8 protein-coding genes are annotated in these 12,328 nt (G+C 56.5%); 2 read left to right on the top strand and 6 right to left on the bottom strand.

Translation table 11 applies throughout. The annotated features are described in order from the left end of the window. The first annotated feature begins 10 nt into the window (after window positions 1-10). The gene (gene argS, locus HII27_RS08880) at window positions 11-1,744 is read left to right on the top strand and encodes an arginine--tRNA ligase (protein ID WP_185667564.1); all 1,734 of its coding nucleotides are present in this window, start codon (window positions 11-13) and stop codon (window positions 1,742-1,744) included. A 217-nt stretch (window positions 1,745-1,961) separates the two neighbouring features. After that, the gene (mrdA, locus tag HII27_RS08875) at window positions 1,962-3,833 is read left to right on the top strand and encodes a penicillin-binding protein 2 (protein ID WP_185667563.1); all 1,872 of its coding nucleotides are present in this window, start codon (window positions 1,962-1,964) and stop codon (window positions 3,831-3,833) included. 22 nt (window positions 3,834-3,855) lie between these two features. Here the strand turns inward: mrdA and HII27_RS08870 are convergent, their stop codons facing one another. From HII27_RS08870 to flhB, 6 genes are all read right to left on the bottom strand, one after another. Next, complete coding sequence (locus tag HII27_RS08870; RefSeq protein WP_185667562.1) at window positions 3,856-5,424, bottom strand: MFS transporter; 1,569 nt, start codon at window positions 5,422-5,424, stop codon at window positions 3,856-3,858. Window positions 5,425-5,655: 231 nt separating this feature from the next. Next, window positions 5,656-6,795, bottom strand: a complete 1,140-nt coding sequence (bglB, locus tag HII27_RS08865) for a beta-galactosidase BglB (protein WP_185667561.1) — start codon at window positions 6,793-6,795, stop codon at window positions 5,656-5,658. Between the two features lie 4 nt (window positions 6,796-6,799). Continuing rightward, window positions 6,800-8,386, bottom strand: a complete 1,587-nt coding sequence (locus HII27_RS08860) for an MFS transporter (protein WP_185667560.1) — start codon at window positions 8,384-8,386, stop codon at window positions 6,800-6,802. A gap of 270 nt (window positions 8,387-8,656) precedes the next feature. After that, window positions 8,657-9,049: a flagellar protein FlhE gene (gene flhE / locus HII27_RS08855; protein ID WP_185667559.1), complete on the bottom strand. Its 393-nt coding sequence runs from the start codon at window positions 9,047-9,049 to the stop codon at window positions 8,657-8,659. Next, on the bottom strand, window positions 9,049-11,130 hold the full coding sequence (gene flhA / locus HII27_RS08850) for a flagellar biosynthesis protein FlhA (protein WP_185667558.1): 2,082 nt from the start codon (window positions 11,128-11,130) through the stop codon (window positions 9,049-9,051). The genes flhE and flhA overlap by 1 nt, the downstream gene beginning before the upstream one ends. Next, window positions 11,123-12,274: a flagellar biosynthesis protein FlhB gene (flhB, locus tag HII27_RS08845; protein WP_185667557.1), complete on the bottom strand. Its 1,152-nt coding sequence runs from the start codon at window positions 12,272-12,274 to the stop codon at window positions 11,123-11,125. The genes flhA and flhB overlap by 8 nt, the downstream gene beginning before the upstream one ends. Window positions 12,275-12,328: the final 54 nt, after the last annotated feature.

The raw sequence follows: 12,328 nt of genomic DNA, 5'->3' as shown, positions 1-12,328 counted from the left end.
AGGTATTCCGGTGAATATTCAGGCTCTTCTCTCAGAAAAAGTCAGTCAGGCCATGATTGCGGCAGGCGCGCCTGTCGATTGCGAACCGCAGGTTCGTCAGTCAGCAAAAGTACAGTTCGGCGACTATCAGGCTAATGGCATGATGGCAGTGGCCAAAAAACTGGGCATGGCACCGCGACAACTGGCAGAGCAGGTACTGTCTCATCTCGATCTGAACGGCATTGCCAATAAAGTCGAGATCGCCGGGCCAGGCTTTATCAACATCTTCCTCGACCCAGCCTTCCTGGCCGAGCACGTTAGCCAGGCGCTAAAAAGCGATCGTCTGGGCATCACCCAGCCAGAAAAACAGACTATCGTGGTGGACTACTCCGCGCCAAACGTGGCAAAAGAGATGCACGTCGGCCACCTGCGCTCCACCATCATTGGTGACGCTGCCGTCCGTACGCTGGAGCTGATGGGCCATAAAGTGATCCGCGCGAACCACGTTGGCGACTGGGGCACCCAGTTCGGTATGCTGATTGCGTATCTGGAAAAGCAGCAGCAGGAGAACGCCGGTGAGATGGCGCTGGCCGACCTCGAAGGTTTCTACCGCGAAGCGAAAAAACACTACGACGAAGATGAAGCCTTCGCCGAGCGCGCGCGTAGCTACGTCGTGAAGCTGCAGGGCGGCGACGAATATTTCCGTAAAATGTGGCGTCAGCTGGTCGATATCACCATGACCCAGAACCAGCTGACCTACGATCGCCTGAACGTCACCCTGACCCGCGATGACGTGATGGGTGAAAGCCTGTACAACCCAATGCTGCCGGGTATCGTCGCGGACCTGAAAGCCAAAGGTCTGGCGGTAGAGAGCGAAGGCGCAACCGTGGTGTTCCTGGACGAGTTCAAGAACAAAGAAGGTGAGCCTATGGGCGTCATCATCCAGAAAAAGGATGGCGGCTACCTGTACACCACCACCGATATCGCCTGTGCGAAATATCGTTACGAAACCCTGCATGCCGACCGCGTGCTGTACTACATCGACTCCCGCCAGCACCAGCACCTGATGCAGGCGTGGACCATCGTACGTAAAGCCGGTTACGTGCCGGATTCCGTACCGCTGGAGCACCACATGTTCGGCATGATGCTGGGTAAAGACGGCAAGCCGTTCAAAACCCGTGCTGGCGGTACCGTGAAGCTGGCGGATCTGCTGGACGAAGCGCTGGAGCGCGCACGTCGCCTGGTGGCAGAGAAGAACCCGGATATGCCAGCAGATGAGCTGGAAAAACTGGCCAACGTCGTCGGTATCGGCGCGGTGAAATATGCGGATCTGTCCAAAAACCGTACCACCGACTACGTATTCGACTGGGACAACATGCTGGCCTTCGAAGGCAACACCGCGCCGTATATGCAATACGCTTATACCCGCGTGCTGTCCGTGTTCCGTAAAGCGGAGCTGGAAGAGAGCGCTATCATCAATGCCGCAGTGACCATCACTGAAGACCGTGAAGCACAGCTGGCGGCGCGTCTGCTGCAGTTCGAAGAGACGCTAAACGTCGTCGCTCGCGACGGTACCCCGCACGTGATGTGTGCTTACCTGTACGATCTGGCAGGTCTGTTCTCCGGCTTCTACGAGCACTGCCCTATCCTCTCCGCCGAGAACGAAAGCGTGCGTAATAGCCGTCTGAAACTGGCGCTGCTGACGGCGAAAACCCTGAAGCTGGGTCTGGATACCCTGGGTATCGAAACCGTAGAACGTATGTAATCATCTCGAGTGATGTGAAAAGCCCGCGCATGTCGCGGGTTTTTTATATCGCGCATTTCCCGGCGGCGCTCTGTCTGGACGGGCTACAGGCTAAATCCCCGCAATTTGTTACAAAACACAAGGAATGACACATTTCCCTATAGGGATGGTACATTTTTTGTCTGTCATGCCGGTGACCGCTCCGTATCATTAGGCGGCTTATACACTGGGTATCGTAATGACTTTTAGAGACTATGAAGCGGAGCGAAAGCTCTTTATGCGCCGCGCGATCGTGGCCTTTGGCCTGGTGGTGGTCTGCTTTGGCATACTGATTTTCAATCTCTACCATCTGCAGATTGACGAACACAGCTACTACGCCACACGTTCTGATGCCAACGACATCAAGATGCTGCCGGTCGCGCCGACCCGCGGCATTATCTATGACCGCAATGGCATTCCGCTGGTGAAGAACGTCACCTGGTACGATATCTCCGTTACGCCTTACAAAATCGACGACATGAACGCGCTACTGCGCGAACTGACGCCGCTCGTTGACCTGACGCCTGACGATATTGACCAGTTCCATAAAGCGCTTAAGTCCAGCAGTCGGTACCGTCCTGTTGTCTTAAAGAGCGCCCTCTCCGACGTTGAAATCGCCCGTTTTTCCGTGAACCAGTTCCGCTTTAGCGGCGTGACGATTGACAGCTATGAAGACCGCCAGTATCCCTACGGTGCCGAGCTGGCGCACGTGCTGGGCTACGTGTCGAAAATCAACGATAGCGATCTGAAAACGCTGGATAAAGAAGGCATTGCGGAAAACTATGCCGCCGACCATAACATTGGCAAACAGGGTATCGAGCGCTACTACGAAAATGAACTGCACGGCAAAACCGGCTACCAGGAAGTGGAAGTCGATAACCACGGGCGCATCGTCCGTCTGCTAAAAGACGTGCCGCCGGTGGCGGGTAAAGACATTCACCTGACGCTGGATCTGCATCTACAGGAATACATTGAAAGTCTGCTGGTTGGTCAGCGCGCGGCGGTGCTGGTAGAAGACCCGCACGATGGTTCCGTGCTGGCGATGGTCTCAAACCCCAGCTATGACCCGAACCCGTTTGTGAAAGGGATAAGCTACAAAGATTACAATTCGCTGCTGCAGGATAAGAACCTACCACTGATTAACCGCGTCACCCAGGGGCTCTATCCGCCCGCCTCCACGGTGAAGCCCTATATGGCGATGTCGGCGCTGCTCGACGGTGTGATCACTCCGCAAACCAGCTTCTTTGGCGCGCCAACCTGGACGCTACCGGGGACCCAGCGCCACTATCGCGACTGGAAAAAAACCGGCCACGGTATGCTGGACGTCACCAAAGCGATTGAAGAGTCCGCCGACACCTTCTTCTATCAGGTGGCCTATATGATGGGCATCGACCGCATCAATAATATGCTCAGCCAGTTTGGCTACGGCAAGCCAACCGGGATCGATCTGGACGAAGAGTACACCGGCCTGCTGCCGAGCCGCGGTTGGAAAGAGAAAGTGCACAAAAAAGCCTGGTATCAGGGCGACACGATTTCCGTCGGCATCGGTCAGGGCTACTGGATTGCCACCCCAATTCAGATGGTGAAAGCGATGGTGGCCCTGCTCAACAACGGCCGCGTGATCCCGCCACACCTGCTGAAAGATGAAGAGTCCGGCAAGACGGTTATTCCGTATCAACAACCGGCTAATGAACCGCAGATTGCCAGTGCCGCCTCACCGTACTGGAACCTGGTGCGCCAGGCGATGTTCGGTATGGCCAACGCGCCAAACGGCACCGGCTATAAGTTTTTCCATACTGCGCCTTACGGTATCGCGGCGAAAAGCGGCACCTCGCAGGTGTTCAGCCTGAAAGAGAACCAAACCTATAACGCGAAGATGATCCCAACGCGCCTGCGCGACCATATCTTCTACACCGCCTTTGCGCCATATAAAAATCCGAAGGTTGCGGTTGCGCTGGTGCTGGAAAACGGGGGGAGTGATGGTGTGGTCGCGGCTCCAGTGATGCGCCAGATCCTCGACCATCTTTTTGTCCCCCAGGACGACGCGCAGCTGCCGTCGCCCCAGGGGTAAGTTGACGTGAACGTCGGGTGCATTAGCGCCCGGCGGATACTGCCTCAACCACAACCGGAGATTCGTCTTTTTTGAACAGCGGGCTATTGCCCCAGCACTCTTCGTAGCGATGACCGACCAGGTCTTCCACCACCGCGCGCACTTCAGGAGTAATATCTTCCAGCTTGCCGCCCGCTTTAATACGCGCCACTTCTTGCAGCACCACTTTGTGGGTTTCGCGGTCCAGTTTCATCTGCTTACTGAAGACGATAGCCATCAACGCCAACAGCGCCACGCCGCCGCAGAACACCACCGCAATCGCATTCACCGCGCTTTCCGGCTGTACGTGCGCTTTAGACTGGAAGCCGTAGTAGCTCAGAATAGCCCCCATCACGAAGACGATAATCGAGCGCAGGATTTTGCCGGAGAAGGTCATCGCACCGGCGTAAATCCCCTCGCGGCGGCGACCGGTATAGACTTCATCCACGTCGGCCAGGAAGGTATAGACCGTCCAGGGAATGTAGTACACGCCGCCGGTGCCCAGACCGAAAATAATCGTGATCCCGAACATCAGAATGGTCGCCAGATGCACTGGCAGATGGAAGAACCACAGTGAGGTGTAGAGGAATACGGCGAAAATCACGATGCAAAGCGCAATAATGTACGGCTTGCTGAAGCCTTTTTTCACACACAGGCCGATAAACAGCGCGGTGGAAATCAGCTGCAGGATGGAGTTCAGGCTGTTCAGCCCCGCCACCATCGCCGGGTCATGCTGCAGTACGAAAATAACAAAGTAGGTAAAGATTGACGCGAACAGCCACTCGGCGCCAAAGCCGCACAGGTACATGCCGAGGTGCTTACGGAATACCCGCAGGTAGAAGGTGGAGCGCATATCTTTCGCCAGTGACACCAGCGTTTGCAGCAGGGTCGATTTGACCTGAGCTTCCGGCTCCTCTTCGCGCGGGCGCTCCCAGCTGTTGTACCACAGGCAGGCTACTGCCGCGATGAGGATCGCGCCGTAGGTCAGGCCGGTCAGGAAGAACGGCGTAGCTGAATCTTTACCGTAGATCAGGATAAACTGCCCAGGAATGAACGCCGCAAGGAAGTTGGCCAGCTTGCCAAAAATCGCCTTATAGCCGGTCAGCTTCGAGCGCAGTGCAAAATCGTCGGTCATCTCGGTGGCCAGCGTTTCGTATGGCACCATCACCGAGGTGTAGATAATCTCGAACATGACGTAGGTGGCGAGGTAGTACCAGAAGCTCAACCCTTCTACCCACAGCAGCGGGTAGAACATCATCAGTGGAATGCCGATAAGCAGGAAGAAACGGCGGCGGCCAAAGCGTTTGCCCAGCGCGGTTTTACCAAAATTATCGGTGAGATAACCCATCAGCGGGTTACTGATTGCGTCAATGACGCTTGCAACGGAGAAAATGAACGCCGCCTCAATCAGCGTCAGACCACAGAATGTGGTATAGAAGTACAGAAGCCACGCGCCGCTGATCGCCAGCGCGCCGCTCCCCAAAAGGTTTCCGCCTCCGTATGCCAGTTGATGGCGCAGATTGACAGGTCTTCCCTGCAGCCCGTGGGGGGCTGAAGCCGCATTTCTTGCCATAAAATTAAACCTCGTGTTTTATTATTTTGAAACACTGTTTTTATATTCTTATGGTGAATGATGAAATGTGAGCTATATCACCATTGTCATTGCGGCTATTAGCCATGCGCCAGGAATGCGATCTGGTTAAAATTTTTTTATAACCAAAAGTAAAAATAACAACTTTTTTTGATGGAAAGGGCAATAAAAAACCCGGCCATCTGCATAGCCGGGTTTTTGAAGCGCTAAGGCTTAGAAGAACTTACGCAGATATTCCGTCAGGCACAGAATCGCCATGGCCTGGCCGTACGGCATGGAGGTTAGCGGGATTTCACGATAGAAATCGAGGTTGGAACCCATCCCGGTACCGAAGGAGGTTTGCAGTAACTCCCCTTCTGGAGAAACGTGCTTCACAATGCCCTTAATGGCTTTCTCCGCAACGTCCGCATACTCCTGACCAACATAGCGTTTACGCACCGCTTTCAGAATGCCGTAGGCAAAACCAGCGGTCGCCGACGCTTCCAGATAAGAGTTCGGGTCGTCCAGCAGCGTATGCCACAGGCCGCTGTCGTCCTGGCATTTCGCCAGCGCTGCGATCTGCGCATTCAGCACCTGTACCAGATAACGACGCACCGCGTTGTTATCCGGCAAATCCACCAGCTCAAGGAAGTCAGGAATCACGATAGTCAGCCAGCTATTGCCGCGCGCCCAGCGCGCATTGGCAAAGTTGTGGTTTCCTTCGTAGTTCCAGCCGTGGAACCACAGCCCGGTTTCCCGGTCCATCAGGTTCTGCACGTGCAGCAGGAACTGATACACCGCCTCTTCCACGTAGTCCGGGCGATTCAGCAGCTTGCCGATTTTCGCCAGCGGCAGCACGGTCATCATCAGGGTGTCATCCCACATCTGCTGATGGTTCTCTTCCGCCAGCGTGATGTGCTGCATACCGCCGTGATCGGTGCGCGGCATCTCGTTCATCGCCCATTCGGCCCAGGTTTCCAGCCACGGCAGATACGCCGGGTTGCGCGTCTCTTCATAGCGATAGGCCAGCGTCAGGAACGGGGCCATAGTGTTGACGTTTTTGGTGGTCGCGCCTTCAGCGAAGCGGTCGGCGAACCAGCTATCAATAATGTCGCGCATCGCCACGTCGCCGGTCTGCTGGTAGTACTGATAGATACCGTACAGACCCACACCGTGCGTCCACTCCCAACCTGCCCAGCCTTTGGTGTCAATCACGCGACCATCGTCCAGGCGCAGCAGAAATTGACCAGTCTCATCCTTGATATTCACCAGATTGTTCGTCACCGTCTGAATCAAGGCTTTCAGCTCTTCCCGGGAGATAAAACGCTCCGGTTGACGTAATAATGGGCTATGTTTGACGGGCCAAACTTTCATATCTCTAACCTCTGTTGTAAGTCGAATTCAATGTTGCAGCCTGCTTCAGCGAAGGTGCAGCAGGTTTATTACGATTCAGGTAACCAATATTGTTGTTGCCCCACAGGGATTCGTACGGCATACCCGCCAGCATTTCGACGGTTTCACGCGCCTGGGCAGTGACGGTTTCCGGTACCACGTGGCCGGAATCGCGCATTTTCGCGGTTTCTTCACGCAGTACACCGTGGGTTTTCAGGTTCAGCTTGAAGCGCAGTGAGACCAGGAAGCCCAACGCCAGCACGATGATGGTCCCCATGCTGAGGATCAGCAGAATGGTGTGGCTCACTTCAGGCGGCTGGGTTTTCTGCCCGGAGACAAAGCCGGAGAGCTGCATGATGATCCCCACCAGCATCACGGCACCCGCCTGAGAGGCTTTACGCGTCAGGGTCATAATGCCCGCGAAGATGCCTTCACGGCGCTGGCCGGTAATCACTTCATCCACGTCAGCAATATAGGTGTAGGTGTTCCACGGTACGTAGTTGATACCGCCACGGCCCAGACCGGCCACCGCGGAAATCAGCAGCAGCAGCGAGTAGATATCGCTCAGGCCTGCGTAGTACAGCGCCGCGTAGGAGAACGAGCCAATACCAAACAGGACCACCACCATGCGGTAAGACGGCGCCGGTCCAAAGCGAATGCACAGCGGGATCATGGCGATAACGGCGATGAACTGGAAGATAGCCATGGTACCCAGCAGGTTAGAGGCCACCGAGGCTTCCTGCATCAGCACAAACACGACATAGTAGGTGAAGACGGCGTTAAACACGTCCTGAGCGATATAGCCACCGAGGTACATCCCCAGATGCTGACGGAAAATCTTAATGCGCAGCGTTGAGGAGAGTTCGATGAACAGACGGCTCATGCTCTGCCCGAAAGTCAGATGTTTCTTCTCGGCTTCAGCCTGCAGCGCCGCCGCCGTCCACTCTTCACGTGGACGTTCCCAGGTGAAGAACCAGACAAAGGTTAGCATCAGCGCGCACAGCACGGAGAACACCAGGCTGGCGTAGAAGAAGGAGACCGCGTTGTCTTTACCAAAGTGAGTCAGCAGGATGCCAGGCAGGAAGGAAGCCAGAATTGCCGACATCTGCGCCATACCGATACGCGCACCGGAGAATTTGGTCTTCTGTTTGAAATCGTCGGTCATTTCCGGCACCAGCGTTTCGTACGGCACCAGAATCATGGTGTAAACCACATCAAAGATCAGGTAGGTCACCAGGTAGTACCAGAATCCCATGTCCCCTATCCACATAAAGGAGTAGCTGAACACGCAAGGAATACCGAGCAGAATAAAGAATTTACGACGACCGAAGCGTTTACCGAACCAGGTTGAGCCAAAGTTATCGGTTAAGAAGCCCATCAACGGGCTGACAACCGCATCCAGTACCCTGGCGGTTGCAAAAATAAAGGTCGCTTCGATGGGAGAGAGCCCACAGAAGGTGGTGTAGAAGTAGAGGAGCCATGCGGCGGTCAGCGCGGTGGTACCTGCGCCGAGAAAATCGCCCGAACCGTAGGCGAAGTAATTCACCAATCCTATTTTTCGCGTTCTATTCATTGCCGTCAATCCTGTGCCTTTTATTATTGGAACTCCTTCGGCGCGCTATCGCTTCACCAAAAGGAGTACTGACACGGCTACAGTAAAAGTATGCGTAGAGGGATACCTTCCTATTTCTGCCAGCACGACGGCTGGATTGGCAAAAATGCAAAGAGTCGTGGCATATGTGTCACTGATTTATAAAACAACGTTTCTTTACGATCAAAAGGAAGGACCAGAAATGCGACATCGCCACCAGATTGGGGTGGCGATTGGTGAATTGTGCGGCGGTTAGCGGTAGTTAACGATGATTTGTACGCTTTGCACCTTCAATGCTGGAATTAATCGCCCTCCGCCTGGAACTTCCCAGATAAAACGAAAAGGCTCCGCCGCCGATACCTGGCTGAATGCCATGGTGGTACCACTCTGGGCATCAAGTTCGGTACAGCGGGTGAGCGAACACAGCCGGGTGCGCAATCCTGCAGGCGTTGGGCCATTCAGCTCATAGCGCCAGGCCACCAGCGTTGTTGCCCCCTGAACGGGCTGTGACGCGGTCAGCGGTGCCGACGAGGCAGCAACGCCGCGGTAGTTCAGCGTGATGCCCATATGGCTCGCCTGCCAGGCCCCCTCGCCTGCCGCCTGCGCCAGCATCGGCAGAAAGAGTAATAACAGCAACCGGCGCATTACTTACCTCCAATGGTCGCGGTCATGCGGATATTGCGGTTATCTGACAGCTCCATATTCGACAGCACCACCAGCTGCGGCAGGCTGCGGCGCAGGAAGCGCGACAGCAGCGGACGCAGCGCATGGTTCACCAGCAGCACCGGCGGCGCGCCGAGCATCTCCTGACGTGCCAGCGCCTCCTGAGTTTGCGCCAGCAGACGATCCGCCAGCCCCGGCTCCAGCCCGCCGCCGCCCTGCAGCGCCTGCAGCAACAGACGCTCAAGCGGCGTATCCAGGCCAATCACCTGCACTTCATCATTACCCGGGAACCAGCGCTGGGTAATCGCCCGGCCCAGCGCCACGCGCACCACCGAGGTCAGCTCGCCAGGATCGGTCTGAATAGGCGCGTGTTCCGCCAGTGTCTCCAGAATGGTGCGCATATCGCGAATCGGCACCTTTTCGTCGAGCAGATTTTGCAGCACTTTGTGCAGCGTAGTCAGCGTCACCACGCCCGGCACCAGATCTTCGGTCAGCTTCGGCATATCTTGCGAGACGCGATCCAGCAATTGCTGCGCCTCCTGACGACCAAACAGCTCAGATGAATGGAGACTAATCAGATGGTTAAGATGTGTCGCTACCACGGTACTGGCTTCCACCACCGTGAAGCCCTGAATTTGCGCCTGCTCTTTCAGCGCGCTTTCGATCCAGATAGCCGCCAGACCAAAGGCCGGGTCGGTGGTGACTTCACCCGGCAGCGTCCCCGCCGCCGTGCCCGGGTTAATCGCCAGCCAGCGCCCCGGATAGGCTTCGCCGCTGCCAATCTCAACGCCTTTAAGCAGGATACGGTAGCGCGCAGGCGGGAGATCCATATTGTCGCGGATGTGCACCACCGGGGGCAAAAAGCCCATCTCCTGCGCGAATTTCTTACGGATACTGCGAATGCGCCCCAGCAGTTCGCCGTCCTGCTGGAAATCCACCATCGGAATCAGCCGATAGCCCACTTCCATGCCGAGGGTATCTTCAAGCTGTACGTCGCTCCAGGTGGCCTCAACGGCTTGAGTGCTGGTTTCCTGAGGTTTGGCCGCTTGAGGCTGTTCCGGCGCTTTCATCTCACGACCGCGGATCCACCAGGCCAGCCCTAACAGCGCGGCAGTGAACAGTAAGAACACCAGGTTTGGCATGCCCGGCACCAGGCCCAGCAGCCCCAGCACCCCGGCGCTCAACAGCATCACGCGCGGGTTGCTGAACAGCTGGCCGACCATCTGCTCGCCCACGTCCTGCTCGGTACTGACGCGTGTGACGATAACGCCCGCCGCGGTCGAGATAACCAGCGCAGGGATCTGTGCGACCAGACCGTCACCGATGGTCAGCAGGGTATAAGATTCTGCCGCTTTGCCGAGATCCAGCCCGTGCTGCAATACACCGACCAACAGGCCACCGATGACGTTGATGACCATGATCAGAATACCGGCGATGGCGTCACCGCGAACGAACTTACTCGCACCGTCCATCGAACCGTAGAAGTCCGCCTCCTGGGTCACTTCTGAGCGGCGTTTTTTCGCCTCATCTTCCCCGATGATCCCGGCGTTCAGGTCGGCATCAATCGCCATCTGTTTGCCCGGCATCCCGTCCAGTACGAAGCGCGCGCCCACTTCCGCGATACGCCCGGCACCCTTGGTGATAACCATAAAGTTGATGATAACGAGGATGATAAACACCACGATACCGATGGCGAAGTTACCGCCCACCAGGAAGTGGCCGAAGGCTTCTACCACCTTACCCGCCGCCGCCGCACCGGTATGCCCGTCCATCAGAATAATACGGGTGGAGGCCACGTTCAGCGCCAGGCGCAGCAAGGTGGTAAACAGCAGGATGGTCGGGAACGCAGCAAACTCCAGGGTTCGCTGGGTGAACATCGCCACCAGCAGCACCATAATCGACAGCGCAATGTTAAAGGTAAAGAGCAGATCGAGGACGAAGGCCGGCAGCGGCAGCACCATCATCGACAGGATCAGCAGGATCAGCACCGGCCCGGCAAGCACCTGCCACTGGGTGGATTTCAGGTTGCTGGGGAGGCGCAGCATTGCGACAAGATTAGCCATCAGAGTCCTTCTCGTTCAAAAAATCCAGTGCCTCTGGCACCGGTAAGTTATCCGGTTTTTTCGGCGGCTGACCGCCCGCGAGCCGCCAGCGTTTAAGCTGCCAGACCCAGGCCAGCACTTCCGCCACCGCCGCGTAAAGCTGGCCGGGGATCTGCTGGCCGATATCCGCATGGCGATAGAGCGCACGCGCCAGCGGCGGGGCCTCCAGCATCGGGATACGGTTCTCTTCGCCGATTTCGCGAATGCGCAGTGCCACCAGCCCTGCGCCTTTCGCCACCACTTTTGGCGCGCTCATTTTGTTTTCGTCGTACTGTAGCGCTACCGAGTAGTGGGTCGGGTTATTGACGATAACGTCCGCTTTTGGCACGTCCGCCATCATGCGTCGTCTCGCCGCCGCGCGCTGCATCTGGCGAATACGCCCTTTCACATGCGGATCGCCTTCGCTTTGTTTGAATTCGTCACGGATATCCTGGCGCGACATGCGCAGCTTTTTCAGATGGCTGTGGATCTGCCAGAAGACGTCGAACCCCACCATCGGGATAATCCCCAGCGCCACCAGCAGCGCACAGAGCCCGACCATATTGAGGGCGTTACCCATCGCCGACAGCGGCGATTCGCTCACCAGTCGCATCATTTGCGGCCAGTGCATCCACATAAAGAAACCTGCCACGGTCCCCATCAGCACTGCTTTCATGATGGCTTTCGCCAGTTCCGCCGCCGTCTGGGCGGAGAACATGCGTTTAATCCCCGGCAGCGGGTTGAGCTTGTCGAGCTTGAGGGCGAGGGATTTGGTGCTGAAGACCAGGCCACCGAGCATCATCGGGGCCACTAACGCCACCGTCACCACGCCGACAATCAGCGGCAACAGCGCCAGCATGGCTTCTTTGAGCAGCATGATTATCTGCCCGAGAATCAAATTGGGATCGTTAACGATGCTGTGGTCAAAACGCAGACCGCCGGAGAGCAGGTTTGCCAGCCGACGCGCAAGGGACTCCCCGCCCAGCCAGAGCACACAAACGCCCACCAGCAGCATCAGCACCGATGTCAGCTCGCGGGATCGCGGGATTTGCCCCTCTTCACGCGCTTTTTCAAGTCGTTGGGGTGTGGGGTCTTCTGTTTTGTCGTCGTCGCTTTCTTCTGCCACGGCTTCACTCTCGCAATTACGGTCGCGAGTATTATCTCGATGTGAGGCGTTGCC

This window comes from Kluyvera sichuanensis (assembly GCF_014218705.1).
Classification (GTDB): domain Bacteria; phylum Pseudomonadota; class Gammaproteobacteria; order Enterobacterales; family Enterobacteriaceae; genus Kluyvera; species Kluyvera sichuanensis.
This window is presented reverse-complemented; position numbering and strand designations above follow the sequence as displayed.